The sequence below is a fragment of the Methanoculleus marisnigri JR1 genome, from assembly GCF_000015825.1.
GTDB classification, from domain to species: domain Archaea; phylum Halobacteriota; class Methanomicrobia; order Methanomicrobiales; family Methanoculleaceae; genus Methanoculleus; species Methanoculleus marisnigri.
In genome coordinates this window covers 90,142-116,991 of the sequence record NC_009051.1, presented here as the reverse complement: position 1 = coordinate 116,991, position 26,850 = coordinate 90,142, and the positions used below count along the sequence as shown (strand labels likewise).

The following is a 26,850-nucleotide window of genomic DNA, read 5'->3' as shown; positions in this document are numbered from 1 at the left end:
TCTTCTTTGTTCACGCGATCCACGTGTCGATTCTGTATGCATTCGACCACCATGGTCTGTAGAAATCGCCATAAACACCTTCCTGCGTATCTGCATGGAGCTGTGTCGGGTGTGCTAACTGTGCATCCAGCTGCTCGTTCCACCATACACCATATCCGTCGTAATAGACGTAGGAATCACACACATAGGAGGTTGATACATCGGAGAATGATCCGGGATCGTTTCTGACGTATTCGTGTACCTCGTTCAGATCGCCTTCCGCAAACGGAACGTGACCGACCCGGACGACCTGTCCTTCCCATAAGATCATATAGGGATAGCCCTCCGGGTACTGCACGTCACTTACGTAGATCTCGAAATTGTAATCCCTGTCGCCGTTGGTAAGGTTACTATGCACAACCATCGGTCGTGATATGTTGTTGTTATCATAGGTGAAAACATGGTAGCGAGCCGGATTCGGATCATCGCAGACTGACTCTATACCTATCTCGATCCAGTTAGCGGTCGTACCGATCTTTTTTCCAAGATGGGTCGTAAGAAACTGGCGTCTGGTGCCATCCGAGGAGCATTCCATCAGTCCGGGATGTACCCATCCATTAACACCCTGAAAAACTGTGTCAAACAGCCAGATGCCTGAAGAACACATCTTTACTGCCGAAACGCCATCCTCTGTCAGAGGATCTATCTCGCCGTACATCGAATAGTTCACCTCATCCCTTGCCTGTTGCAAAAGGGGCGATACCCGTTCGTCATCAGCCTCTGTCCATCCGTCAAGGTATGAAACTCGCGGCAGGCTACGGATTGCCTCGGCAATCTCTTCTTCGGAACATCCTTTGCTTCGGAGTTCGCTGATGAACGAGGGAGATCGTTCCTGAAGTGTTGCAGGATCCACGATGTCCAGCTTCTCAATATCGAGTGCCCCGGCATCCATTGCCATCGCCGGCACCATCACCACACTCACCAGCATTATCGCCAGGAGTGTGGAGAATGCCCGCAGTCCAATTTTTCCGTTCATCTGTTTTTCCTCCGGTTTTTCCCCGGAGGCGGGAAGAGCATACCTTCAAGTGCAGGAAGTGCATACACTTCCATTGCCTCCGGGCTTGCGGGGCGTGTCATTCGGGGCGTCAACCGGGGATGGGTGCCCCCGCACACAAGCGGGTACCGCATGCGGCACTCGATGCGATTCTGGGTCGTTAGAACATATAAAATCAGCAGTCATCGTTCGGCTGGAACCGAACACATCATAAACCTTCTTATGGCAGGACAATAATTCCTGCCCCTGGAGACAGGACCCGCCGTCGGGCGCCGGGATAATGGTCACGGCCCTGCCACGCTCGTCGAACCTCCCCCCACGGAACCGGGCACCGTCGCAGTTGTTCCCGGCAAAGACCGCCGAAAACTATTCCCCTCATACATCCCGGTTGCCGGCGCGGAGGCGTTGATCGTATTCTGCCGATTGGACGGGTCTGTTTTGAACAGACGAAATGCAAATATATACCACTGACCGTCTACGCCTGTCAGGACGCGGCCCGACCGACCAAAAACGGATCAGCCAGAACCCGAAGTTTTTCCCGGTCGCGCGAAGCGTCCCAGACCCCGCAAACATCTCCCAGTCGCATGATGATTATGTTCTCCGGCCAGTCCTCGAAATCCAGAAAGAAGACCGCTTCGTCTGCAAGGATCTCCTTCGGCGACCCATCGACGATATAACCCGTCTCGAATCTCGTGGGAGCAGGGAGATGCATCGCGACATAGGTGTCGTTTTGTTTCATGGCGTCCAGCTCAACCCGCGAGAACCCCATCTTATACTGACCACAGGTGCTCCGGATCTGCTCGCGGCACTCTGCTTCGATGGCAGGATACCCGGGATCTCCTGGATAGAGGATAACGCCCGGGTCTCCTGCATGATGAATCTCGATAAATGATGTATTCTCCCGGGGAACGCCTGTCGGGCGGGGTGTTCGGTTCTCCGGAACCTCCGTCGGTATCTCACCCGGCCCTTGCAGATCCGGGTTCGGGAGTATATGTATTCCAACCAGGACCAGCATGCCCGCGGCGGCACAGGTGATGACGAGGTACAGAATCTTCTTCATAGAATTTCGCTCCGAAAAAGAAGAGGAACCTGGGGCGGTCACTTTACCGCCGGGATACCCTCCCCAAGGTCGGGGGACGCGGGGATGTATCTGACGAATGCGGTTCCCCCGGTCTCATCCCGCACCTCGCCCCTGAAGATGTAGACCGGGACGAGGTAGGTAGGCTCATCCATCGCCGGTGCTTCATAATACCCAAGTTCGATCCCGGTGATAACCGCGGTCGGGCCTTTTCCGTCGACCGCCAGCCCAGTCGCCTTCAATTCTTCAAAAGCTTCCTGTGGCGTTATGACTGCTATCTCCTTCTCCGGGGCATAGTCTCTCCAGAGTTTGTAAACATTCAGGATATCCCCGCCGCCGCCGATCTCAGCCGTCAATTTCGAACCCACAACCGGCCGACCGTCGATTGTGCGGGAGTAAGAGACCTGGACGTCTTCAAAGGCGATACCGATCACCTCACCATCCTCGTTATACTCAACGATTTGGGGGTGGGCAACGCCACACAGGATTGCATCGGGGGGCATCAGCCCGGTCTCCTCCAGGTACTGTGTTGCGATCTGGATCGCCTCATCGTCCGAAGGAAGGCTTTCCGGCAGGTCTTTGTCGTTCGGGTTCATCCAACGGGGGATATCAATCAGAGCGACTCTCCCCGACTTCATATGAACCTCCAACGAGTGGGGTTCATCGGAGAGCAGCATCTGGTCGTACGATTCGCGCACCGTTCCCTTCAGGCCTATCTTCTCCGCCATCGATGAGACAAGTTCCGTCGTGATCTCCGGCTCCAGCACCCGATACAGGATAACCTCCGCAGGCGTCGGCGGGAACGGAACAGAGGCGGTGTAGGTGAGGTTTGCAGCACCCGCCGATTTCACGCCACCTATCTGGTTGGATTGACCACAGTCAGGTGTATGACTGTCGCTGAAAAACACGGGTATGCTGACAACGCAGATGACTCCAAGAAGCGCCAGGACACCGGCACTAACTCCAATTAGTTTCATGTTCATGTGATCACCTCAACACTGGTACGTACCGTACAGGAACGACGTTCCGGGTGTCCCCTGGCTCCCGTGCCCGTAGACATAATCGGACCAGCAGCCTTCTCGGGCAAGGGCTGCCGCATACGTGGTCGAAGGCTCTGTATCCTTCGCTGCAATGAACCATGCCGTGATGATCGGTTGGGTGGTCCACGTACCGACCATCCGGTGTACGAAGTTAGAGCCTCTGTCCGAGACATCGTGACATTCAGTATGGAACCCGGTCATCGAGTGTAGGCCGCCAAATGCATTGTACCAATTTGTATGGCTATTCTCGCGCAGAACAGTGCAGGCATCAATGGTAATCCAGTCCATCTGCGTGTTTCCCCAGAGAGCATCACTGTAACTCAGGAAGGTATCGTCTTGGGAGGAGGAAAATGCAAATCCTTCTGGGGCACCATGGCCCGAAAAGAACGCAAAATGTGTATCATCTGTGTAAATATAGTCTATACCGTTTCCGGACTTACTGGGATCTTTCCAGTGTCTTTCCAGGGCCTGACCATCGCCATAGATAAAGTCTCCCCACCAGGATGAGTCACCACCGAGCTGGTAGTAAAACCCCTGTGCGTTTTCATCATTGTGCTCCAAGTCGGATGGTGGGGGATAGTTGTTCACCCATTCTGCACAACAATAATAGTATGCGCTTGCGGGCACCATAACCACGCTCACCAGCAGCAGCGCCAGGAGCATGGGAAATGCCTGCAATCCGGTTTTTCCGTTCATTTACTTTCCTCCTGTAGTTTTCCGGAGGCAGAAAAGGCACATATTTAAGCACGCAGAACGCTTACGTTCCCTTTGCCTCCGGGCTTGCGGGGCGCGTCATCCGGGGCGTCAACCGGGGATGGGCGACCCCCGCACACAAACGGGTACCGCATGCGGCACCTTACGCATTTTGAGGTCATTAAAACATATAAAATCAGCAGGCATCGTTCGGCTGGAACCGAACACATCATAAACCTTCTTATGGCAGGACAATAATCCCCGCCCCTGGAGACAGGACCCGCCGACACCCACAGTCCCGGACAGCCACACCCCTCCCCTCTACGCGGGCGAGGCGCCCTCTGTGCGAGGAACACGCCGCGATCCCGAAAAACCCCGCTCTAAAACCCGGGCAGGCTCCCGCTCGCTCACTGCACCCCATACCCCCCGAGCAGAACCGTAAAGGGGTACCGGCACTCACCTTGATGAACCGGACGGAGCGGAGCCCTCATGAACGGCGCGATCATGGATTTCCTGATAGTTGCAGACCAGATCTTCATCCTGGTCCTCCTGATCGCCGCGGGCTATGTCGCCGTCTCCGCAAAGATCGTCGACCCCCGGGCCACCCGGGGGCTCTCGGGGCTCCTCATCAACATCACCATCCCGGCGCTGATCGTCGCCTCGATGCAGGTGCCCTTCACCCCCGAGCGCCTCGCCGGGGCCGAGACTCTGGTCCTCGCGACCGGGATGCTCTACGTCTTCTCGTTCGCCCTCGCCTGGGCGGTCTCGAAGGCCATGCGGGTCCCGGCCGCGGAGGAAGGCGTCCTCCAGTTCGCGATCGTCTTCGGCAACGTCGGGTTCATGGGGTTCCCGGTCGCCCTGACGCTTTTTGGAGAGGAGTCGCTCTTTTACGTCGCGATCTTCAACCTCTTCTTCAACGTCCTGGTCTTCTCGGTCGGGATCGCGATGCTGACCGAAGGAAGGGGGAAGGGGTTCGATCCAAAACTCCTCTTAAACCCCGGGATCGCGGCCTCCGTCGTCGGGCTCGCCCTCTTCCTCGGCTCGGTGGAGATCCCCTCCCCCTTCATCGACTCAATCGAACTCCTCGGGGGGGTGACGACGCCGCTCGCCATGATCATCGTCGGGGCGATGCTCGCGACGTTCCCGGCCCGGGAGATGGTCGGGAACTGGCGGATCTGGGCCGCGAGCGCCGTCCTCCTCCTCGCCGTCCCGGCGGCCTACTGCTACCTCCTCGCCCCGGTCTTTGCCGACACCTACATCAACGGGATCATGATCACGATGGCCGCGATGCCCGCCGCCGCAAACACCGTCATCTTCGCGGAGCAGTACGGCGCCGACTCCCGGCTCGCGTCGCAGATCGTCTTCGTCTCGACGATCGGGTCGCTCGTTACGATTCCGCTGATCGCGACGGTGATGCTGTAGGACGGGAGCGAGAGCGACCCGAACACCGACTGCAGCTATGGAGGCGTCCCGGCTCCCCCGGTTGCCTCAACCAGGTAGTACCCGAGTCTCCTCTTCAGAACATCCTGCTCCTCCCGGGGAAGTGCCGATTCCCCGGCGAATATCTTTCTGATCTCCGTAACAAACCGGGTCTTCTCTTCTTCCGATAGATCCGTTGCGGCATCTCTGACGAAAGCCCAATCTTCTTCAGTCGGTTCGCATCTCTCCGGTTCGATATCCCTCCACGACGAGGGGATCGGGACGGCCTGCGGGAGTTTCGAATCCCCGGTTGCCGGGATGACGGTCAGGTTCCCGGCCCTCCCGGGCTCTTTTGCCGGGGCGGACACCTCTACCGGGTCCTGCACAGCGCCCGCGCCCGGTGCGTGGAGGAGGAGCAGGGCCGCGAGCAGCGCCGCCGAAAGAGAGAAAAAGAGCCATGTTAACGATCTCCTCTTCATCGGAGCATCCTCCGCAGACCGCGCTTACCCTGTATCATAGGCCTTCTCTCCTCCGCACACGATCACGGCAACGGGTTTCCGTAACAGGTCGTCAAGAATCCCCCCAACAGCGGCAAGAGCCGTCACCGTAATCCCGTAGAGACGTACAGCCCTGATCCTCATAGGAACCCGATACCTCCTGCGATAACCCGGTAATCGGCCGGAACCGGGACGAAGCCGGACTCAGTGCTCACAACGGCCGTATTCACCATTGTCGTCCAGGTATTCTCTCTCATCAAGCGTTTCGTGCCCCCCACTCCCCGGTAGTCGAGGCTGAACGTGACCACCGCTGCATCCTCCGGCGACGGGACGAAGCCATCGAGGAATACAACCGAGGTGTAGGTCCCGCTCGAAACCCGGCTAAACTCAGCGACGCTCATGTTATCGGGTGTCGCAAGCACGGGCACGAGCAGCCGCGGCTCCCTCTTCATCTCCCATGCGGTCAGGTTGGTAGGCCGCTGGTGCAGGGGCAACCGCTGCAGTTCATCTTCAGTCTGCACCACCTCAAACGATACGGATATATCGGGCGCATACTCTCCCGTCGTCGTGAACGCGAGCATCTTCCCGTACGGCGTCTCCCGGATCTCTGCCTGCCACCCGACGACCCGGTCGCCGGAGAATGCCCCCTCCGGGATCACCGGTTCACCCGTTGCATTCGCCGGGAGCGGGACCATGACCGTGGTGGTGCCGTTCACGGCAGGACCGGGTAGATCGGTGATCGAGATCCGGTAGAAGTTGCCCGGCAGAACGGTCTCGGTAAACGCGGAAAGGAGGAACAGGATGACAATCATGGCAAAGATGGCAGTGAACGCCTTGAAAACAAAGTCAACCTTCATACAGGCCTCGCTTCGAGTGCCGAACCGGGGGATGGACTGTGCATGCCCGGATACCGGTACCTATGGGTGAGGTATCGACGTTCAGTTATAAACCTTTTCTGTGGCACCCGTCTACGCATCAGGCACCCCTTATCGATTCCCAGCATCATTGTGGCGCCTGCAAGCCGGAGCCGGGAACCGTGCGAAAGGCCATCCTCCCTACCCCGCCACCGTCCGGAGGGTCGCGAGAAGAAAGACCAGCCCCCCGAGGCCGGTGTTGACGAAAGGCAGATACCAGTAGACCCGGTCGATGGAGAGGCTCTCCCGGAGGAGGAGGGCGAGAGGGACGGCCGGGTAAATCAGGACGAGCAGGCTGAGTGGAGCAAAACCGGCGAGCCAGATGACGAGGGCGGCAAGCCCCGACCAGAAGACGAGGCAGAGGAGGAGCGAGCGTCGCCTCCCGAGGACGACGGCCGTCGTCGTCATCCCCGCGGCCGCATCCCATCCGATATCGGGGATAGCGGAGAAGAGGTGCATTGCGGAGATGTGAAGGTAGCCGGCGATGACGAGAGCCAGCGGCGGGAGGGCGCCGCTCGCGAGGTAGTAGCCCAGGATTCCCGGGACGACGTAGAGCATGTTCGAGGAGAAGTCAAGGACCGGGACCTCCTTGAACCGGAGCGGTGGAGCGCTGTAGAAGTAGGAGAGGAAGAGGAACGCGAGGAGAAGCGCCCGCCCGACAGTGTCGAGCACGAAAAGGAGCGCGAGGCTGACGGCGCCCGCAAGAGCGAGGAGGAGGAGCAGGCTCCGGCCGTCCGCATCACTGATGCGGTACTCCTTCACGTCTTTTTTTGGATTGAACCGGTCGGTGTCCTGGTCCCACCAGTCGTTCACCCCGTAGATGAAGAGGTTTGCCGGGAAGAAGAAGTAGAGCAGGAAGAGGACGTACGCGGGGTCGAAGAAGGCCGTCCAGGAGTCCATCCCGAGGGCGTAGCCCACCACGTAGGTTCCGCCGGTGTAGATCCAGAACCGGAACCGCGAGACCCGCCAGGCAAGCGAGAGGAGCCGGGGAGGCATGGGCCGTCACGCCTTCAGGGTATTTGTTGCGGCGCCGGAGACGATCCGGATCACCGACGGCTTCACCTTCCGCCGGTGGACGACGGCCGGGTCGCGCTCGATCGTCCGGGCCGTCCAGCGGTACATATCCGACGCCGTCCGGATCGGGATCCGGTAGCGCCGGGGGATGTGCCCGAACCCGGCTTCCGCCGCCTCCTGCCACTCCCGGTAGCGCCGGAGCTGGAACCGGAGAAATGCTGCAAATCCCCCGGGGTCACGGGAAGCCGCGGCCGCCGAGAGGTCATCAAGCCCGAACGCCTCCATCTCTTCGAGAGGAAAGTAGGTCCGGCCGAGAGCGAGGTCTTCTGCGATGTCGCGGATGAAGTTGACGTACTGCATCGCCCGGCCGAGGTTCTGCGCCGCAGCGTACGACTCCGGTGGGAGGTCGAGGATCCGGGCCATCATCAGCCCGATCACCTCGGACGAACCGTAGAGATAGCCCTCGAGGTCCCGGATCGTCCGGTAAGAGCCGACGATGATGTCGCTCTCCATGGAGCGGAGAAATGCCGTTGTCCATGCCGGATCAAAGCCTTTGCGCCCTGCAAGGTCGACGAACGACTCGACCACCACGTCTCCCGTCGCCTCCCCGGCCTCGGCCGCGGCGTAGCGGTCGGCGAAAGCGTAGAACTCCTCGATCTCCTGCGGCACGGCGTCCACGTAGTCGTCGGCGGTGCGGACGAAGCTGTAGAGCGAAAAGACATCCTCCCGCACCGCCGGCGGGAAGAAGAGGGTCGAGTAGAAGTAGGTCCTGCTCCCCCGCCTGAAGATATTGTAGATGGTCCGGTCGATCAAGGGGCACCTCACCGGCGGTAACGGTCGGTCAACTCGCGGGCGACGATCTGGGAGGATATCAGGGTCATCGGCACCCCGATCCCCGGGTGGGTATACTGGCCGGTGTAGTAGAGGTTCCTGACACGCTTGCTCTGGTGTGCGGGGCGCCAGAGCGCCGTCTGCCGGAGGGTGTGGGAGAGACCGAGCGCCGTGCCCCGGTAGGCGTTGTAACGGTTCGAAAAGTCCGAGAGCGCGAAGATTCGCCGGGACACGACCGAGTCACGGATATTCTCGCCGAGGATCTCCTCCATCCGGCTCATGAGGAGGTCGTAGAACCGCTCGCGGAGTTCCGGTGTATCCTCGATGCCGGGGGCGAGGGGCGCGAGGACGAAGAGCGTATCGGTGCCGCTCGGGGCGGCGGTCGTATCCGTCCGCGAGGGGACGTTGACGTAGAATGAAGGATTCTCCGGCCAGGCGGCTTTCTTGGGGTCGAAGATCGTCTCAAACCCCTCCTCCCAGTCGGGCTCGAGGAAGACGTTATGGTGCGCGAGCCCCTCGACCACCCGGTCTACGCCGAGATAGGCGACGAACGTGGACGGGGCGAGGACCTTCTTTTTCCAGTAGGAGGCGGAGTATGACCGGGAGCCTTCGGGGAGGAGGGAGAGTTCCGTGAACGGGTAGTCCGCGTTCACCACGACGATATCGGTCTCGTGCGCACCGAGAGGGGTGACGACCCGGCGTGCGAGCCCCCTTTCCACGTCGATGGCGGTCGCCGGTTCGTTGTAGCGGTACTCGACCCCGAACTCCCGGCCGAGCGAGACCAGAGCCTCGACCACCGCCCGCATGCCCCCTTCCGGATACCACACGCCCATGTTCATGTCGATATGCGTCATGATGTGGTAGAACGAGGGGGTGTTTTCCGGCGACCCGCCGAGGAAACCGATGGAATACTGGACGATTTTACGGGCTTCGTCGCTTGCGAAGCGCTTCTTGACGAAGGACTCCAGGTTCTCGAAGGGATGGAGTTTCCTTCCCCGGGAGAGGAGCCGCCGGTCGAAGAAGTCGAGGATGCTCCGGTAGTCCCGGTAGAGGAGGTCGTCCATCGTTGTCCGGTAGGTCTCCTCCGCCCCGGCGAGGTAACCCCGGAGTTTCCCGGCTCCTCCGGGTTCGAACGACTCGAAGAGATCGTAGTTCTTCTCGAGATCGGCCGAGACGTCCGCGACCCGGTCGGTCCCGAAGAAGACCCGGTATGACGGGTCGAGTCTCGCGAGCGGGAAGTAGTCTCCCGGGCTCCTCCCGAACTCCGCGAAGAACCGGTCGTATACGTCGGGCATCAGGTACCACGACGGCCCCATGTCGAACGTGAACCCCCCGTCGCGGTGGATGCTCGCCCGGCCCCCGGGCCGCTCGTTCTTCTCGACGACCGTGACGTCGAAGCCGCCCTTCGCAAGAAGGGCGGCGACGGAGAGACCCCCGAACCCGGCCCCAACAATTACAGCTCGCATAGATTCCTCCTGCCGGAATGAGAAAACGGGTGCAGGAAGAAGCATATGGAATATAAACCTTGGTATCGGGGGCACGGAACGGGTGGTCAGCGCGGCGACCCGTCCCTGAGGATGACCGGCAGGGTCGCAAGGGCGAGCGCGGCCCCGAGGAGGGCCGGTACCGCAAGGCCGTTCCGGGCGAGGTAGCCGGTCCAGAAGGCGAGGACAAGGAGGAGGCTCGCCGCCACCGTCCCCGGGATCGGCCGGGCACCCGCGACGAGCCGGAAGAGGGCGATGTAGGCCGTTCCGGTCAGGACCCAGCCCGCGAAGTTCGAGGCCGGGACGCCGTAGTATGCGCCCCCCGCGAGCCAGACCCAGAGGCCGGCGTGGACGACCGCCGGGTCGACGACGAGGTCGACGAGGAGGAGGACGAGGACCCCGGCCGGGACCAGCCGGCTCCAGGAGGTCCCGGCGGCGGCCGCGGCGAGGGTGACGGCGCCGAGGAGCATCGGGAGGTAGGCGAATGCGACCGTCCAGGGGACGAGACCGAAGGCCCGGTAGCCGAGGTCGGCCGAATACGTGAACTCCCCATACGGGATGCCGGTCGCGACGGCATAGGCCTCGACGACGAGCGGGAGGAGGCTCAGGAGGAGGAGGGCGATGCCGCGGGCGGGGCCGAGCCAGCGGACGAGGGCAAGGTACGAGGGGAGGGCGAGCCCGACCAGGAAGACGACCGGGACGGCGGACGGGACCGGGTCGTCGAACCGGACCACCAGGTAGGCGGCGAGGAAGAGGGCGAAGGCGGTGAGGAGGAGCGCCGCCCGGGTGATGCGCATGAGCGGGAGGGGGCGGCGGGAGGGATAAAGGTTGACCGGTATGACCGGGTCTGCCGTGCCGCGATCGCCGCCGGCTACGCCCCGATCCGCCCCGCGACGTCGCTCGCGACCAGGATCAGCGCCACCACTGCGACGATGACGAGCATCAGGATCCACTGGTAGGTGACGGCCCCATACAGGCCGGCCGCGATGCCGACGGCCAGCAACAGGGCGATGTGGTTGCGTTCCATGTATGTAGTGACCTGGACGTTCGGGGATATACGTTTTCTGTCACGTTCATCTACACTTCCGGGAGTTGTTACCGGAAATAAAGAGCCTTGATCTCCACAATGGATTAAGAGAGACGCTCGCATCCAGGTTGATCGCTCCCGGAACGGATCTCCCTGTGCGGAGAAAAGCTCTATCCGGATAACTGCCGTCATCCCCCACGGCAAAAGCCGTACAGGCGCCGGCCGATCATCAGCACCAACCCGACGATGCAGAATACCATGAGCACCGAGAAGACGAGACCGATAGCCTGACCAGAGAGCATGAAGAGAGGGTCGAGTGCTGGATGGAGCCCCCTGATAGGGTCGTAGAAGAGCAAGAGAAGGAGCATCGCGGCAAGCAGTCCCGTTAAGAGTGTGTCCATCGATACCCTGCGCTGCATGCTTCACCCGCCTCGCTATTGCAACAAAGATCTGAACGTCCGCTCATGTACGTCTTCTGTCCAACTTCCCTATACGTTCAACACAGGTGGTGACCTGGCAGCTCCCGGCAGCGAGAGAACACCCGCTCCGCTTCCACGTGGACCGTCTCAGGGCCCTCACCCTCGAAGCGCCCGCACGAACCGCTCCCGGATCCCCGCCGGAGTGAGGGGAATATTCGGGACCGCCGCATTCCCGGGCTTCAACACAACGTGGATGAAGTTCGGACCCCGTACCCGGTTCTCCCATGCGTCGGCGAGCTCTTCTTCGTCCTGCACCATACAGGTCCGCCGGATCCCGGCGGCACGGGCGAGGAGCTCCATGTCCACGAGGCCGGAGGCCGGGGTGGGCTGGTTTCCGGTGCTGCCGAAGGCCCCGTTGTCCAGGCAGACGACCGTGAGGTTCGACGGGGATTCCGCCGCCACCACCGGGAGGACCGCGGTCCCGAGCAGGCTCCCGTCGCCGTCGAGGACGACGACGTCTCTATCCGTCGCGAGCGAGAGCCCGAGCCCGATCGGCGTCGCCTGGGTGTAACTCCCGAGCATGTAGAAGTTCAGGTCCCGGTCGCGGGCCGCGTAGAGCTCCTTTGAGGGGACCCCGATGTTCGCGACGCCCGCTTCCCCATCCAGGCTGTCGGCGATAGCCCGGATTGCGTCGTTCCGGGCCATCACCGGTTCCCGGAAGGTTCGCCGGTACTCGAGCGCCGACTCGCGGGCCCGGGGCGGGGGCGGCTGCTCCACCGGGCAGGCCTCCTCCGTTCCCTCCCAGAACGAGGGGAGGATCAGCCCCACGTGCGGCCGCATGGAATCGTAGGCGTCCTGGACGACCTCATCGATCAATCCCTCATCCGAAGGGTCGCGGATGATCGTATGCGGGATCCCGAGCGCACGGAGCACGTCCGGGACCGCCCGGTTGAACGGCACCTGGGCCGGGATCGCCTCCCGGTAGACGCCCCGCCAGCTCGCGAGGACGGGGAGGGGGAGGCCGAACGTGACGGTGAGGGACATGATAGCGTTCAAGGAGTTCCCCAGCCCCGAACTCTGCATATGGAGCACCGGTCGCCCCCCCGCCATCGCGAGCCCGGCCGAGATCCCCACACCGTCCTCCTCCCGGGTGAGGTTCACGGCATGGAACCGCTCCGGGATCAGGGCGCAGAACTCCTGCGTCCGGTCGCAGGGGAGGGACGCCACGGTATCGACCCCGAGGGCGGAGAGGCGGTCGAGGACGCATCCTTCACGCACGGACAACCACCTCCTGCTCCGCGAGCCAGCCCCGGACGGCGTCCCGCACATCCCCTGCGAAGGCCTCACCGGCCCGGACCCGGAGGTAAGGCTCAACCGGGTAGCGGTCGAGGTCTTCCGCCGCACGTGCGTAGCCCCCGCCGGTGACGTTCAGGAGGATGTGGTCATCCGGGCCGATGAATCCCTCCTCCGCCGCCCGGATGAGCGAGGCGACCGCGACCGCGGCAGCCGGGTCGAGGTCGATCTCCTCCGTCGCCTCAAAGAGCCGGCCGGCAGACCGGGTGTCGTCGTTAGCGACCGCATACATCCTCCCGCCCGAGGCCGCGAGCGCATCGTAGACCCCACCGCGGACCTCCCAGGGCGGGTGGCGGTTCGTCAGGACGTCGGCGGAGACCCGGACGATCGAGGCTTCGGCGTCGGGCATATCAACCTCAGGAACAATCTCCCGCCTCCCCGCCTCCCAGGCCCGGACCATCGGGACGAAGGGTAGGTTCTGGGAGAGGTGGAGGGTCGGGAGACGGGAACCGAATCGGCCGTCGGCGACGAGCCGCTCCGCCGCCTCCCACGCGGCGATCCCACCGGTTCCGCTCCCGATCGCCTGGAAGTAGGCGTCGGGGAGCCGGCCGGCAAAAAGTGCCGCATCGAGCATCACCGTCCCCATCCCGTCCCGCCGGGCGACGTTCTTCGCCCCGCCCTCGGGGACGATACCGGGGAGCGAGCAGACCTCCCGCCCGAACGCGATCGAGTCGGAGTAGTCCCCTTCCACCGTGATGAGGCAGACGTTCGGGGCCGGAACCGTCGTCCAGAGCCGGTCGGCGGCGGATGCCGGGACCACCACCACGACCGGGGCCCCGGTCAGGGCCGAGACCTGGCAGAAGGCCCGGCCGGTGTTCCCCGCCGAGGAGATCTGGAGGACCCCGGCGCCCTTCTCCCCGAGGCGCAGCACCGTCGGCTGCGCCTCGAGCTCCTTGAAGGAGCAGGTCTCCATCCGCCCGCCCCGCTCGGGCCAGTAGCCCGAGAAGGTGACGGTGAGGTTTGAGAGACCGAGTTCCCGGGCGAGCCCCTCACTCGCGTAAGAGACCGGGCCGGCGTCGATCCGGAGATGGCCCTCGATGGGAAGCCACGAAGAGTAGCGGAAGATCCCGGGGAGATCCCGGAGAGTGAGCCGGTGCTCGGCGTAGACCGTTCGGAGGAGGGCGTTGCACCCCAAGGGGCAGTCGAGGGTGTAGTTGTCCGGGAACAGCCGGCCGCACCCCGGGCAGTGGAGGAGGTATTTCTCCCTCACCGCCCCCCGCCCCCGGTGAAAGTGAACCGGGCATCGAGGATCCGCTCTTTTACGTCCCGGCAAAGGTCTTCCGCGAGCGTCCGGCCCGACTGGCGGAGGGTGATCGGGACACGCCGTCCCCGGACCCGGATCGAGCCCTCGCCGGCCTCGAGGGCGTTGTTCGGGCAGGAGGCCATGCAGGCGGTGCAGCCGAGGCAGCGGTCGCGGTCGATCCCGGTCTCGCGGGTAAACGCGCCCGTCGGGCAAATTACGGCCGCAGCACAGGCCGAGCACCCCTCGCACCACTCCGGATAGTAGGCCACCTCCCTATCAGGCCGCTGCCAGACGTCGGCGTAAGTCCCTGCCCCGAGGACGGTGCGGGTGTTGATGTCGGCAACCGGGAGCGGGATCTCCTCGTCGAGGACGCGGAGGGCCGCGACCTGCCGGTCGTCGAGGACCGGGATCGCGACGCCGAGGCTCGTGATGCACTCGGGACCCGCGGAGGTCGCAAACCCGCCCATGTAGCGGGGCTGCATCCCGGCCATATCGGCGATGACCGTGAGGTTCGGCCGCGAAGGAGTGCTCCGGGTCCCCTCCCCGGTCACGATACCGGCCGAGCCGTTCAGGAAGACAGGCGTCCCGTCCCGGATCGCGAGCCGTGCGGGATCGTTCTGGAGGGGATTGATCTCGCCGCACCCGCTGACCGAGACCTCCCGGCAGGGCCCCTGAAGCCCCGTGACCGAGAAGATGGTCTTCATCCGGGTCGGTTTGGTGTTGACGTAGGCGGTGTAGTTCCTAAAAGCGCTCCGGGTGGTGAAGAGCCGGGCGTAGGAGAAGTCGTCGAGTGTCACCCGGGCCTCGATCGACCGGTCGGCGGCCTCCACCACCACCTCGATTTCGCGGCCCTCGACGATCTCGCGGAAGAGGTGGCCGCCCCCGTAGCTGGCCCCGGCATGTGCGGTCCCCGAGACGATCAGGTCGAGGATTCCGAGACGCTCGTTCGGGCAGGGGCCGGGCATGCAGGGGACACCGTTCAGCCAGGCCCGCTCCGCCCGCTCGAACGTCCCCGGCTCTGCGACCGGGACAGAGAGGATCGCCGCGGTCCCCGACATCACGCCAGAGGTCCCGGTGGTGACCACGTCGACCTCTGCGGCCGTGATATCGGCACCCTCGCGGATGAGGCGCTTGAACTCCGCGGCGGTGTAGACGACCGCCGAACCGTTCCGGATCTTCTCGTCGATCTCTGCTATCGTCTTCATAACCTGATATCCTCCACCCGCACATGGAGACCCGAGGACCGTGCGAGAATCATATTCACGACACCCGTGTGCGTAAGGTTCATCATGCAGTAGCCGGGCAGGAACCGCTGCCGCATCCCGAATACCGGTTCGCGCCGCACCGTCCGGGCAATCCCCTCGAAACCGACGATGTGGTACGCCTCAACGTCCTTAAACTCTCCGCCCCGCGAAACCTCCGGGCCGACGACCAGGCAGGTGAGGAGGCCGCTTACCGGGCTTGCGCGGATGACCGAGAGGACATGCTGGACCGGGCAGCCCGCGCCGGCCGGCCTCCCGACGACGATATCCCCGGCCGCAATCCCCCACTTCTCCACGAGGTCCGGGCGGAAGGGGAGGACGATCTTCCTGGCCGAGACCTCCCCGGGCAGGGGATCGAGGATGAAGTCGTACTCGCCGCCGAGGACGTCGCGACCGGAGTGTCGGGCCTCGCCCTCGAACCGGGAAGGTGCGGTCCCGGTGGGGTAGAAGACGCAGTCCGGGAGGGCTTTCTCTCCCCGCCGGACCCGGGCGAGGAACGCCTCGCAGGTCGGAGCGCCGCAGGCCCCGCAATCCTTCCCCGGTGGGTTCCACGCCACCGGACTAGTCCCCCCGGAAGAGATAATCGGCACCCTCGAGCCTCCGGACGACCCCGAAGTGGTTCTGCCATCCGATCTCGGTCTTCCCGATGCAGAGGGTGCAGACCCCGAGCGGCGGCGCACCCCGGAGGACGATCGTATCGGGATCGGTTATCGGCGGACAGCCCTCGATCGCCCGGAGGAGGTAGCGCATCCCGGTCCCCTGGACGGCGTTCGTCTCCACGATATCGAGGTCCGGGTTCACCTCTCGGATCCGCTCCCGGAAGACCTCCTTCTCGGCCTGGGAGACGAGATCAATCCGGGTCACGACCGCGATGTCGGCGAGCGCGAGCATCGCGGCCATCTTCAGGGGCGTGTTCGTCCCCGATACGGCGGAAAGGACGACGATCCCGAGCGCCTGCGTCGTGTAGGGAGAGCAGCGCAGGCAGAGCCCGGCGCTCTCGACCAGGAGGAGGTCGGCGCCCTCCCCCTCGGCCCAGGCGATGGCGTCCCGCATCACCATCACCCCGGCGTGGTCCGGGCAGAGGTCGCCGGAGCAGACCTTCCGTGCCGGGATCGAAAACTCGGCCGCGAGTTCCTCGTCCTCGAACGCCCGGACGACGTCGATCTTCAGGTAAGCGATCCGGTACCGGTCCAGAAGAGAGCGGATGGTCTGCCGCACGACGGCGGTCTTCCCGGCCGACGGCGGACCGGCGACGACGGCGAGCCTCATGCCCCGACCGGTCCCGTGATCAGGTCGCCCGCCCGGATCTGCTCCCGCATCCGGCGGAGGATGCCGTCGAGGCGGAGGGCCTCCCGGAGCGCCTCATTCTCGCGGTCGAGAGGCTCGATCACCCGTTCGACCGCCCCGTCCCGCATCACGATCCGTCGGGCGGAGAGGAGGGAGACCAGAGGATCGTGCGTGACGAAGACGACCGCTTTCCCACCGGCCCGGAGCACCTCGATCACCCGCTCCTTGAAGATCCCGGCGTTCTCCACCTCGTCGAGGAGGAGGACCGGCGCAGCCGCTATGAGGACGGCGTCCGCCACCAGGAGCGACCGGGTCTGCCCCCCGGAGAGAGCGGTCATCCGGGCGCCGGAACGAATCTCCTCGCCCGTGAACTCGTTTGCAAGGGCAATCGTCCTCTCGACAAGCCCGTCGTCGGCGATCCTGCGGGACCGGACATGCATCGAGAGGAACTCGGCGACCGCAAGGTCAGCGAGGCACCGGGTGTTCTGGGTGATCAGGGCGACGGGCTTGTGCGCCGGGTCGCGGACAAACTCTTCGGGAGGGTATTCCCCGTTGACGAGGACGGTGCGTCCCGTGGCAGTGTCGTTACGGGCGAAGACCTCGATGTCGTTGATGAAGGCGCTCTTCCCCGAACCGGTGGGGCCGACGATGGATATCGTGTCGCCGGACCGGATGGTGATCGCATCGAACCGCTCCGGTTCGCCATGCCGGTTTCGGCCGGGGAGGATCGTGATCTCGCGGATGGGTGAGGGGTCCATGCGGGAGGGTCGTCATGCAGGAAGATAAGGATTGTTCTCCATAGCGGAACTCTTAACCAAATCAGGAAAAATATTATCTCATAGATATGACTATAGTAGAACAATGCTCTCGCGAAAGATCTTCGAAGCCGACTTTGCCGACGCGCTCCAGGAGGAACTAGCCCGGCAGGATATGAGCATCCGCGACCTCGCGGAACGGGCGGGGATCCCGCCCGCAACCCTCTACAAACTCACGTCGGGCAGGGCGGACCCACGCCTCTCGACCGTCCGGCGGATCGTCAACGTCCTCGAACCCCGGGAGAAGAGTTTCATCGCGGTGATCGCGGCCCGGTTCCTGCTCGACGAGATCGACAACCGCGACCTTCCCATCGGCGGGAAGCAATACCACATCCGGGGCTACGCGGCCGATTCCCTTGAAGAGTGCATCATCGCCGCCGTCCGGGCGGATAAAGAGGGGGCGCTCGGGATCATCTGCGCCCCCATCCTCGCGCCGATCGTGGAGAAGATCGCCGACTGCCCGGTGGCGATCATCAAGCCGCAGCAGCAGACGCTGATCGAGGCGATCGAGACGATAGCAAAGAGGGTTTAGGGGATCGCCACAATCTAACTCTCGAAGAAGTCGATCACGTAGTAGTTCCCGCGATACTCCGCGATCTTCCCCCGGTAACCCTTTACGATGCGCATCGTCTCGTTGTAGGAGAGCGGCACCTCCATAAAGCCGGTGCGGAGGGTCTCGTTCACTTTAGGGAGGTCGACGAGATCGGTATCGGTGAGCGGGACGACCTCGTGGCCGCCACTCAGGAAGTCGGCTTTCGTCCAGTCGGCAGGGTATCCGGAATCCTCCAGATCCCCGTTGCTGATGTTGTAGAGCGTGAGATAGCAGCCGCTCAGCCCTTTTACGTCGGCGGAGGAGTGGACATAGTGGAGGACCTTCCCGGGGGATTCGGCGTCGTACCGTCCGGTGCTCTCCACCCAGTATGCGACGCCGCCGATCTCGAAATAGCCGCGAAGGACGTCGCCGCTGATGGTCAGGTGCGCCCTGCCGTCCCCGGAAAGGGTGCCGGTGAAGGAGCCGGTGCCGTGCAACGACTCCTCGAGATCCGCCGTGCAGGGCTGCCCGGCGATATGCACCGCCAGCGGTTCGCCGGAAAGCAGGCTATCCCGGATACCCTCTGTATCGTAGACCGCGAGTTCGTAGCGCCGGATCGAGGAGGAGGATATCCACGCCCTCGACCGGGGCATCCCTCTTCTCCGTGAAGAAGTCGATATGAACCGGGGCCCGATCCTGTGGGGCAATCTGCTCGTGCGGGGTTACGGTGACCTCCGCGACGGGCGCGAAAGCCGCAAACCCCGCCGCCAGCGCCGTGACCGCGGCGGTAAGGAGGAGCGCCGGGATTACTGAGCCGCTCTCTGTCATCTCACCACCCCCTCCGGCCGATGAGGAGGAAGACCCCCAGAAGCGAGAGAACCCCGACCGCGGAATCGAACCCCGGGACCGTCCGGCTCGACGGTTCCAGTTCCAGGTCGAGATTGTTCGTCGGGTTCTCAAAGAGGAACTCCTCCCGGAGGGGGGCGTAGCCCTCCTTCTCGACCGTGATGGTCTGCCGGTAGCCGAAGACGCCTTCCACCAGGTAGCCGCCGTCCTCCCCGGTCACGTTCGTCCCCGCAAGGGGTTCGTCGTCGAGCGTAAACACCGACTCGAACCGCACCAATGCACCGGGAACCGGGTTGCCGCCGGCGTCCGTCACCCTGCCCGAGACGGCGATCGCCGGGGGCGGCGGGAGACCGATACGGACGGTCACGTTCACGGCCTTCTCGGCCCGGCGTCCATGGGTGCCCGCCACGACGGTGATCGTGTTCTCCCCGGCGGAGACCGGGACCGAGCAGGCGAACTCGGGCCGGTTCCCGCACGAGACCTCCCCGGTTCCGCTCCGCACAACCACGTTGTGCAGACCCGTGGGGGCGTGGACCTCCCCGACGACGGCGACGCGGGGCGGCACGACGTCGATCCAGACCGTCTCGCCCTCGGCCGGGGAGGTGATGTTGATGGTGATCGGGTCTTCGACGGGCGGCGGGTGCTCGTTGATGACGGTCAGGATGAGGTTCCCGGCCTTGCCGAAGATGAAGGTCGCGTTGTCGTGATGATAGACCCGGGAGTCGTTCGGGAGCTGGTGCACCCAGGTGCAGGGCTTCTCGACACCCGCAGGGGTGGGGACTTTTGCAGAGAGTTCGTCGCTGATGGAGAGCAGTTGGTTCCCGTCGCTATCGAAGATCAGTGTTCTTGCGTCGGCAGTATGAACCATGATCGAGCCGAACGGTATCCCGGTGGTCACACTCCCGTCCCACTCCGGCTGAAGGCTCAACACCCCGGATATGGCGATCGTCTCGATCGACTCGTTCACCTTCAGTTCCGGGATCAGGTGTTGATTGGGACCGAGATCTGCGCCCGCCGCCGGGACGGCCGCGAGCAGCAGCGCGAGGAGGAGGGTCAATGTTCTGGTTGTTCCGTTCATTCTCAATTCCTCACCGTTCAGTCCCGGTAAATCGTCCCGATCCGGTAGTACCGGCCCGATTTTTGACGGGTCGCACGACCGGACCCGCGCCCCCGGATACCGGTATCCACGCGGGAGAGGTCGACCTTCTTCTATAAACGATTTCTGTGACAATCGTCTACACGTCGGGCCTTCCCGATCGATTTTGAAGCCGAACAACGCCGCTGCGGGCCGGGAACCGGGGGCGCGCCCGTCCTCAGAGAGCGAGCACCACGTCGCCGTCATGGATGATGTACTTCTACCCAGCTCCCCTCAGGGGCCGGTGTAGGGAGGGGTAATCGCCACGGTTCTCATCGGCTTGACGATCGCCTCCTCCAGCGGGCTGTACTGGAACAGGCTCTCCGGGATCCCGGTGTTCCAGGTGACATTGTGGTACTCTACTATCAGGACAGTCTCGCCCCTGGCGTTGAAGAAGTCGGCTCTCCTGAGGATCCATGAATCTTTCTCAACCCCGGCATTCACGGCGTAGACCGGGTACCGTCGGGGATCCGGAGTGTCCGCTATCCGGGTGGTGTTCGCAACCTCAAGCACGTAAATCATCTTTCCATCCTCGGTTCGCACCCCGGATAACGAGCACTCATGGTCAGCAAGCAGGTTCCGGATCAGGCCGAGAGCGTCGAAAGCTCCCGTCGCGTACTCTTCACTGAAAGTATAGTTGCGCATCCGGGCAGAGACGTAGAGAACCTCTCCGGTAGCATTGACGTAGTGCCACTGCGTCTCGCCATCGAAAACAACGAGATCCCCTTCCTTCGCGGGGTGGTGCTCAGGGTTGTTGGGATGTCCTTCAAGGTAGTTAACGCGGAACCGATCCGGCTTCTTAAACCAGACCAATTCACAGAACGTTCCGCGATCCGATACGGTCGTCACCGTCGCAGAGAAATCCTGCAGCGAGTCGTACGTCTCGGCGAACTTCGCGGCAACTTCAGGGCCGGGAGGAAGTGCTTCTTCTGGCGGTAAAGCCTCGTCGGGTGGCAAAGGTTCCGGGGTAGCCGGGATTATGCTACAGCCCGCCGTCACGCACACGGCCATTATCAGCACCCAGGGGATCCATCGTCGCGATTGCATCTAACACCTCAATACAATTTCATTTCTTAAAAATAGGTTATAAGGTGCTATCGCACTCGTGGTATGTGGTGATCCTACCCGAGGCGATCCATGCATTCATAAAGCAGTACGTCCTGTCTTCACCTGTGTAAGCGGCCCAGGAGAAAACCTCCCCGGGAAGTTTCGTTAGTCCGTCATTTGTTCTCACGTATTCATCGATCATGCGATCCGTTATCGCCTCGAATGAATACTGAACAGGCACGTCGGCATAGATCTCAGCGGAACCACAGATCCGATTGATCGAAGCGGAGGGGTCGTCGTTGTCGTAGTAAATATGCTCCTTCCAGCTACCTGTCGTGCAATCCCTGAACCAGATGTAGTAGGTTCCAGCGCTACTTATCGTGAAATCGTAATCGTACCAATGTCTTGAGGTTGCATCGAACCACTTAATTGTCGGACATCCCTGGAATGAGTCACTATTATCGTAAATCGCTGCGCCCAGCCATACTTTGTCACCATAATAATCCTCGTCGTAATAGAATATGTACTCAATCGCGTCTCCACCATCCAGATAAATCTCACGCTCATGATAGATTGCGCCTTCATGACCGTTGTTCGTAAACGAACCGGGCTTTATCAATCCCTCAAGATGAACCGGCCTGCCCGCGTACTGGGAGTTCACATTGTATTGTGCCCATTCACCATGCAGGGGTGGGGATACATACGAAGCGGATCGTGCATTCTCAGGTGAGTAGACTTCGGGCTCAGAGGGGGTGGCTACGCGCACTTCGCTCAGCATGGTCTGCATGTCCGGGTACGCGGTAAAATACTTCATAGGAAATGAGATGCTCCCGTCGTTCATGGCAAGCGAAAGTTCAAACATTTTTTTCGGAATCCTTAACACACTCAGACTCTGGGCTTCAGTTACTTGAACGGGAGAGAAGTATCTCAATCCAGTCTTTTCATCAAAACACTCATTTTTCAGTAACACGTGTGCATCAACAAGCTCAACCCGATCGGAATAATCCGCTGAATTCCGATCCTTGATCCAGGATTCCGGAAACACCAGTGTTATCAGGTCGTCTTCCCCTAACGATGGTGAAACGACAATGTCCTGAGAACTGAAGTCGGGAGTGATGATTACGCTATCCGCAAGTTCTTCCTCAGCGATCGCATCTATACCCGTTTGCGCACTTGCCGTCGATACCACAACCACGCTCACCAGCAGCAGTGCTAGGAGCACGGAGAATGCTCGCATTTCAATTTTTCCGTTCATTTCGTTTTCCTCCTCCCGAAGGCAGGAGGGGCATACCTTCAAGTACGGGAAGAGCACACATTCCCATTGCCTCCGGGCATGCGGGGTGCCTCATCCGGGCGTCAACCGGGGATGGGCGGTCCCCGCGCATCACGGGATACTGATTCCAGCATCCACGGTGGATACGTCAACGTTCTTCTATAAACGATTTCTGTGGCACGTATCTACACGTCGGGCCTGGCGAATTGAATCAAACTGAGAAAACGCCACACCAGGCCGGGAATTAACACCGCGCAGATTGGTCCGGGGCAACCCGGGCAATTGGCCCGCAGCCGGAGGGCAAGTGCCTTGCCACCGGGGTATCATCGCATGGCAGAACCCCTTCACGACCACGTCGTCACCACCAGATAGTACGCCCCCTCGTACTCCAGGTGCGGGTAGACCCACGTCTCCCGGTCGGGGCCGTAAGTGTCCTGGAGCGCCCTGCTCTCCGCGTAGGAGACGTTGGTTCCCCCGATGAAGCGCCGGTCGCTCATACCCCACTCCCATCCTGACGGGTTGCGCTCATCGCCACGGATGACCGCGTCGAGCGCCGGGTGGTCGGCGAAGTCCTTCTCGGTCAGGGGAACGACCATGCCCCACTCGGGCTGCACATCCGTCCTCTCCATGACGTAGAGCATCGGCTGCCCGCCCGAACCCTCCATCGCGTAGATGAGGAGGGCATCGGCGAGCATGAAGCCGAGCACGACCGCAACGATGCCGGCAAGACCGAACACGACGACGAACCCCGCCGTTCTGAGCCGGTTGCCGGGTTTCTTACCTTCTTCCATTCTGCACCTGTTTTGACACGATTCTAATGGATCAGAACGCGGGTGGCGTAGTATACTCCGTCGTACTCGAGGATCGGCGCATTCGCCGTATACACACCACAGGACTCGGTGAGTACGAGGCATTCGACTCCCGTCATCGGAACCGGCGCGGATGCCGGCACGTTGGATTCGCTGCCGGCCTCCCGGATCGCGGTGGCAAGAACCGGGTGCTGCTGCAGGTCCCGGTCGGTCAGGTGAATGACGGATGCGTTCTGCAGCTCTTCTTCCCCGACCACCCGCACATCCAGCTCCTGTGGAAGACCGTCGACTCCCGTGATCAGGGTGACGAAGGTCGTAACTCCGAACACGACCGTCGCGACGAGGAGAATGACGCCGACGAACGCGAGGGTCCCGACAATAATCAGGCGTTCCCTGTCAGGCTTCATATGACCATCCTGTCTCCGGAGCGGATCGTCTGGCATCAAGAGGCGGCCCCCAATCCGGGTAATTCATCGGTATCTGCCGGGAGCGAACCGGGTGGGGGCCAGAAAAATCTCCCGTCCGGATAGTACACCCTCTCGGCCTTGACGAGATCGCGGAGCGTAAAGATCGTGCAGTAGTAGGTACCTACCAGTCCGGAACCGTCCTTTACCCCGTGCGAGACGTCGATAGTGTACCAGGGTTCCGTCGTGTTGAACCCCACATGCTTCAAGGGGATGAACTCGCCCTGGCGCAGGGCGTAGAGGTCTCCATAACTGGCATCGTATCCCAGGCCTCCCGACTGCGAACTGACGCCGACGATCAGGATCCCGTTCTCACCGGCCAGCTCCCGGTAGGGAATCCGCTCAATCTCCGTGAAAAGGGTGAGCGGATGCTCTCCGGGAGGTACTCTGTCGACCTCCAGGGAATTCCAGGTCACTCTCCCCGTCGAACTCGCCGCAACCCGATACCAGTGGGGGAGACCCGTATCGTCTCCGTAGAACTCGAAACTTAACTGTTCGACCGCCCCGTGCCCGTCGATCACGAGCCGGAAATCCCCGAGGACCGCCGTCGAGTTCTCGACACCGGTCCGGTCCTGGACGATCGCCCACATCTCCGAGAGCGGGAGGCCGTAGATGTTCTGCCGGAGTGTGGGGGCGGGGGGTTCGGGGTTATGGACGAGCACGCACGTGAAGAGGGCACCGGCAAAGAACGCGATGCAGCATGTGAGGGCGATAGCTCCTATATGAGTTTGATTCATGAGGTTTCCTCTAGGTGACGGGCGACCTCCGGGGACAGGTCGCGGCGTCCACGCGGGAGAGGTCGACGTCCCTCTATAAACGATTTCTGTCACGACCGTCTACACGTCAGGCAGCTTTGGGCCAATAGGCTCCCCGGGCGGGGCCTGGTGAGCAAAAAAAGGCACGGGGCAGGGTAAAAGAGGAGGTGCCCGAACCCGAATGATCTTCAGAGGTCGTGCATGGGCACGCACCGGTTCTTCCCCGCATACGGCAGGACCGGCCCGTGGAGTTCTACCCCGAGCGCCTCGCGGAGGACGTCCTCGATCGTCTCCACGGTCACGAACGCGAGATCGCGCCGCACGTCCTCAGGAACGTCCTCGAGGTCCCGCTCGTTCTCCCGCGGGAGGATGACCGTCCTGATCCCGGCCCGGTGTGCCGCAAGGACCTTCTCCTTGATCCCCCCTACGGGGAGGACGGCACCGGAGAGGGTCACCTCGCCGGTCATCGCGACCGTCGGGTCGACCGTTCTCCCGGTGACCAGGGAAGCGAGGGCCGTAAAGAGGGTCACGCCCGCCGACGGCCCGTCCTTCGGGGTCGCCCCCGCCGGCACGTGGATATGGACGTCGCTTGCGAAGAAGTCGAACCCGGTCGTGGTGGCCGCGAGCCTCGAGCGGATCAGGCTGAGCGATATCTGGGCCGACTCCTTCATCACGTCGCCGAGCTGGCCGGTCAGCGTCAGTTTCCCTTTGCCGGGCATGAACGTCCCCTCGATGAAGAGGATGTCGCCGCCGACCGGCGTCCACGCGAGCCCCGTCACGACGCCGGGCTGGTTCTCCTTCCGCGCCATGTCCGGCCGGACGGTCTCACGGCCCAGGATCTCCGGGAGCATCTCCGCCGTCACGACGACCGGGAGGTCGACCGTCCCCGAGACCACTTTTGCGGAGACATACCGGGCGATCCGGGCAAGCTGCTTCTTGAGCGCCCGGACACCCGCTTCCCGGGTGTAGCGGTCGATGATCGCCGAGACGGCCTCGTCCTCGACCCGGAGGTGAGCCGCGGTCAGGCCGTGCTCCTCGAGCGTCTCCGGCAGGAGGTGGTCTTTTGCGATCGCGAACTTCTCGTTCTTCGTGTAGCCCGAGATCTCGATGAGCTCCATCCGGTCGAGGAGCGGCGCCGGGATCGTCGCGAGGCTGTTCGCCGTCGCGATGAAGAGCACGTCCGAGAGGTCGTAGGGCACCTCCAGGTAGTGGTCCGAGAACGTGCTGTTCTGCTCGGGGTCGAGGACCTCGAGGAGGGCGCTTGCCGGATCTCCCGAATACGAGACGGCGAGCTTGTCGACCTCGTCGAGGATGAAGACCGGGTTCTTCGCCCCCGCCCGCTTCATCCCCTGGATGATCCGGCCGGGGAGCGACCCGACGTAGGTCCGCCGGTGTCCCCGGATCTCCGCCTCGTCCTTGACGCCGCCGAGGCTGATCCGGACGTATTCTCTCCCCAGCGCGTCCGCGACGCTCCGACCGAGGCTCGTCTTCCCGGTGCCGGGCGGGCCGGTGAGGAGGAGGATCGAGCCCTGCTTCTCTTCCTTGAGCTTCATGACGGCAAGATGCTGGACGATCCGCTCCTTGACCTTCTCGAGGCCGTTGTGGTTGCTCTCCAGCACCCGGCGGGCCTCCTCGATATCGATGCTCCTCTTCTCGACCGTCCAGGGCAGGTCGAGCAGGAGGTCGAGGTAGTTCCGTATCCCCTGGCTCTCGTGGTGCTGGCTCCCGCCCGACTCGAGTTTTTTGAGCTCGGCGAGCGCCTTCTTCCGCACCTCCTCAGGCATCGTCGAGCGCTCAATCCGCTCCCGGTAGTTCTCCTCGCCCGACGAGCCCTCGCAGCCGTTGAGCTCCTCCTGGATCACCCGGAGCTGCTCGCGGAGCATCGCTTCGCGGTTCGCCTTCCCGACCTTCTCGGAGGCCTTCCTGGCCACCTCAATCCGGAGGTTGATGTTCTCGTTCATGTTCACGAGGAGGTCGAGGAACGCGGCATGACGCTCCCGGACGGAGACGGTCTCGAGGAGGGCCTGCTTCTGTTCGACGTCCACCGGCATGAAGGGCATGACGAACCCCATGATCTGGTCGACGGACTCCATCCTGTCGACGGGGCGGGTGAACTGCTCGGAGCCCTGGAAGTTTCCGCTGATCTCGTGGACGGCCGCTTTGACGTCTGCGAGCGTCTTCGCCCGGGCATCCTCGTCGAGGTCCGGTATGTCCGGGAGGGGTTCACAGGCGGCGTAGAGCAGCCCGTCCCTCTCTGAGAGGGTTACGGCCTTCACCCGGCTCGTTGCGTGCGCAAAGACCAGGTAGCCGTCGTCTGCAGGCTGTACGTGCGCGATCATAAGGAGGTTCCCGGTCGAATAGAGCGCGTCGGCCGGATCCTCAGGGGTTTCCGCCCCGCTCTTTGCGGTCAGCCCGACCGCGGACGCCGATCCGTCGCTCTTGGCGGCGATCAGCGCCTCCCCGATGGCCGTCTCGACCTGGAGCTTCGTCCGGGTCTCGGGGTAGACCACGGTCTCGAAGAGCGGTATGACGATGTACTCTTTGCTGGTGTCTGGTTCTGGTGAGTGCATGGTGACTCCG

Annotated in this window: 29 protein-coding genes; 2 read left to right on the top strand and 27 right to left on the bottom strand. The window is 62.6% G+C overall.

What is annotated here, in order from left to right; translation table 11 throughout:
* Positions 1–10: 10 nt before the first annotated feature.
* From MEMAR_RS00610 to MEMAR_RS00595, 4 genes are all read right to left on the bottom strand, one after another.
* Entirely contained in the window at positions 11–1,015 is a 1,005-nt protein-coding gene (locus tag MEMAR_RS00610) for a hypothetical protein (protein WP_011842981.1), read from the bottom strand.
* A gap of 502 nt (positions 1,016–1,517) precedes the next feature.
* Entirely contained in the window at positions 1,518–2,093 is a 576-nt protein-coding gene (locus tag MEMAR_RS00605) for a hypothetical protein (RefSeq protein ID WP_011842980.1), read from the bottom strand.
* 38 nt (positions 2,094–2,131) lie between these two features.
* Positions 2,132–3,088 (bottom strand): hypothetical protein, encoded by a 957-nt coding sequence (locus tag MEMAR_RS00600; RefSeq protein ID WP_245526620.1) that lies wholly within the window; start codon positions 3,086–3,088, stop codon positions 2,132–2,134.
* A 15-nt stretch (positions 3,089–3,103) separates the two neighbouring features.
* Positions 3,104–3,847, bottom strand: a complete 744-nt coding sequence (locus tag MEMAR_RS00595) for a DUF6345 domain-containing protein (protein WP_011842978.1) — start codon at positions 3,845–3,847, stop codon at positions 3,104–3,106.
* A 486-nt stretch (positions 3,848–4,333) separates the two neighbouring features.
* On the opposite strand from MEMAR_RS00595, the gene MEMAR_RS00590 reads away from it, so the two are divergent.
* Complete coding sequence (locus MEMAR_RS00590; protein ID WP_143706279.1) at positions 4,334–5,266, top strand: AEC family transporter; 933 nt, start codon at positions 4,334–4,336, stop codon at positions 5,264–5,266.
* Between the two features lie 35 nt (positions 5,267–5,301).
* Here MEMAR_RS00590 and MEMAR_RS00585 read toward each other — a convergent pair whose 3' ends face one another.
* The 14 genes from MEMAR_RS00585 to MEMAR_RS00525 all read right to left on the bottom strand — a co-directional run bounded on the left by MEMAR_RS00585 (position 5,302) and on the right by MEMAR_RS00525 (position 17,352).
* Positions 5,302–5,742, bottom strand: coding sequence for a hypothetical protein (locus MEMAR_RS00585; RefSeq protein ID WP_011842976.1), 441 nt, complete (start codon positions 5,740–5,742; stop codon positions 5,302–5,304).
* Positions 5,743–5,900: 158 nt separating this feature from the next.
* Entirely contained in the window at positions 5,901–6,617 is a 717-nt protein-coding gene (locus MEMAR_RS00580) for a hypothetical protein (protein WP_011842975.1), read from the bottom strand.
* 198 nt (positions 6,618–6,815) lie between these two features.
* A complete protein-coding gene (locus MEMAR_RS00575; RefSeq protein ID WP_011842974.1) occupies positions 6,816–7,670 on the bottom strand; it encodes a prenyltransferase in 855 nt (284 codons plus the stop codon).
* A gap of 6 nt (positions 7,671–7,676) precedes the next feature.
* Positions 7,677–8,501 (bottom strand): phytoene/squalene synthase family protein, encoded by an 825-nt coding sequence (locus MEMAR_RS00570; protein ID WP_011842973.1) that lies wholly within the window; start codon positions 8,499–8,501, stop codon positions 7,677–7,679.
* 8 nt (positions 8,502–8,509) lie between these two features.
* Positions 8,510–9,985: a phytoene desaturase family protein gene (locus tag MEMAR_RS00565; protein WP_011842972.1), complete on the bottom strand. Its 1,476-nt coding sequence runs from the start codon at positions 9,983–9,985 to the stop codon at positions 8,510–8,512.
* A gap of 86 nt (positions 9,986–10,071) precedes the next feature.
* A complete protein-coding gene (locus MEMAR_RS12375) occupies positions 10,072–10,800 on the bottom strand; it encodes a carotenoid biosynthesis protein (protein ID WP_011842971.1) in 729 nt (242 codons plus the stop codon).
* A 74-nt stretch (positions 10,801–10,874) separates the two neighbouring features.
* Positions 10,875–11,030, bottom strand: coding sequence for a hypothetical protein (locus tag MEMAR_RS13060; RefSeq protein ID WP_187147927.1), 156 nt, complete (start codon positions 11,028–11,030; stop codon positions 10,875–10,877).
* 188 nt (positions 11,031–11,218) lie between these two features.
* Positions 11,219–11,431, bottom strand: coding sequence for a hypothetical protein (locus tag MEMAR_RS00555; RefSeq protein ID WP_245526619.1), 213 nt, complete (start codon positions 11,429–11,431; stop codon positions 11,219–11,221).
* A gap of 174 nt (positions 11,432–11,605) precedes the next feature.
* A complete protein-coding gene (comE, locus tag MEMAR_RS00550) occupies positions 11,606–12,727 on the bottom strand; it encodes a sulfopyruvate decarboxylase subunit beta (protein ID WP_011842968.1) in 1,122 nt (373 codons plus the stop codon).
* Complete coding sequence (locus MEMAR_RS00545; protein WP_011842967.1) at positions 12,720–14,012, bottom strand: cysteate synthase; 1,293 nt, start codon at positions 14,010–14,012, stop codon at positions 12,720–12,722. Before MEMAR_RS00545 ends, comE begins: the two co-directional genes overlap by 8 nt.
* The gene (locus MEMAR_RS00540) at positions 14,009–15,250 is read right to left on the bottom strand and encodes a methanogenesis marker 16 metalloprotein (RefSeq protein WP_011842966.1); all 1,242 of its coding nucleotides are present in this window, start codon (positions 15,248–15,250) and stop codon (positions 14,009–14,011) included. Before MEMAR_RS00540 ends, MEMAR_RS00545 begins: the two co-directional genes overlap by 4 nt.
* Positions 15,247–15,864, bottom strand: coding sequence for a (Fe-S)-binding protein (locus MEMAR_RS00535; protein ID WP_011842965.1), 618 nt, complete (start codon positions 15,862–15,864; stop codon positions 15,247–15,249). Before MEMAR_RS00535 ends, MEMAR_RS00540 begins: the two co-directional genes overlap by 4 nt.
* A gap of 4 nt (positions 15,865–15,868) precedes the next feature.
* Complete coding sequence (locus tag MEMAR_RS00530) at positions 15,869–16,576, bottom strand: GTP-binding protein (protein ID WP_011842964.1); 708 nt, start codon at positions 16,574–16,576, stop codon at positions 15,869–15,871.
* On the bottom strand, positions 16,573–17,352 hold the full coding sequence (locus MEMAR_RS00525) for an ATP-binding cassette domain-containing protein (RefSeq protein WP_011842963.1): 780 nt from the start codon (positions 17,350–17,352) through the stop codon (positions 16,573–16,575). Before MEMAR_RS00525 ends, MEMAR_RS00530 begins: the two co-directional genes overlap by 4 nt.
* A 103-nt stretch (positions 17,353–17,455) precedes the next feature.
* Between MEMAR_RS00525 and MEMAR_RS00520 the strand changes: the two genes are divergently transcribed.
* A complete protein-coding gene (locus MEMAR_RS00520) occupies positions 17,456–17,941 on the top strand; it encodes a helix-turn-helix domain-containing protein (RefSeq protein ID WP_011842962.1) in 486 nt (161 codons plus the stop codon).
* A 14-nt stretch (positions 17,942–17,955) separates the two neighbouring features.
* On the opposite strand, the gene MEMAR_RS00515 is transcribed toward MEMAR_RS00520, so the two are convergent.
* From MEMAR_RS00515 to lon, 9 genes are all read right to left on the bottom strand, one after another.
* Positions 17,956–18,594, bottom strand: a complete 639-nt coding sequence (locus tag MEMAR_RS00515; protein ID WP_048063704.1) for a hypothetical protein — start codon at positions 18,592–18,594, stop codon at positions 17,956–17,958.
* On the bottom strand, positions 18,509–18,769 hold the full coding sequence (locus MEMAR_RS12845) for a hypothetical protein (RefSeq protein ID WP_011842960.1): 261 nt from the start codon (positions 18,767–18,769) through the stop codon (positions 18,509–18,511). The genes MEMAR_RS00515 and MEMAR_RS12845 overlap by 86 nt, the downstream gene beginning before the upstream one ends.
* Position 18,770: 1 nt before the next feature.
* Entirely contained in the window at positions 18,771–19,865 is a 1,095-nt protein-coding gene (locus MEMAR_RS12370; protein ID WP_011842959.1) for a carboxypeptidase-like regulatory domain-containing protein, read from the bottom strand.
* Positions 19,866–20,156: 291 nt separating this feature from the next.
* Positions 20,157–20,933 carry a LolA family protein gene (locus MEMAR_RS00505; RefSeq protein ID WP_011842958.1) on the bottom strand — a complete coding sequence of 259 codons (777 nt, stop codon included), beginning with the start codon at positions 20,931–20,933 and terminating at the stop codon, positions 20,157–20,159.
* Between the two features lie 73 nt (positions 20,934–21,006).
* Positions 21,007–22,224 (bottom strand): hypothetical protein, encoded by a 1,218-nt coding sequence (locus MEMAR_RS00500; RefSeq protein WP_143706278.1) that lies wholly within the window; start codon positions 22,222–22,224, stop codon positions 21,007–21,009.
* Positions 22,225–22,586: 362 nt separating this feature from the next.
* Positions 22,587–23,033 (bottom strand): hypothetical protein, encoded by a 447-nt coding sequence (locus MEMAR_RS00495; RefSeq protein WP_011842956.1) that lies wholly within the window; start codon positions 23,031–23,033, stop codon positions 22,587–22,589.
* A 23-nt stretch (positions 23,034–23,056) separates the two neighbouring features.
* Positions 23,057–23,458: a hypothetical protein gene (locus tag MEMAR_RS00490; protein ID WP_048063702.1), complete on the bottom strand. Its 402-nt coding sequence runs from the start codon at positions 23,456–23,458 to the stop codon at positions 23,057–23,059.
* A 35-nt stretch (positions 23,459–23,493) separates the two neighbouring features.
* Positions 23,494–24,252 carry a hypothetical protein gene (locus MEMAR_RS00485; RefSeq protein ID WP_011842954.1) on the bottom strand — a complete coding sequence of 253 codons (759 nt, stop codon included), beginning with the start codon at positions 24,250–24,252 and terminating at the stop codon, positions 23,494–23,496.
* A gap of 206 nt (positions 24,253–24,458) precedes the next feature.
* Positions 24,459–26,840, bottom strand: coding sequence for an endopeptidase La (gene lon, locus MEMAR_RS00480; RefSeq protein ID WP_011842953.1), 2,382 nt, complete (start codon positions 26,838–26,840; stop codon positions 24,459–24,461).
* Positions 26,841–26,850: the final 10 nt, after the last annotated feature.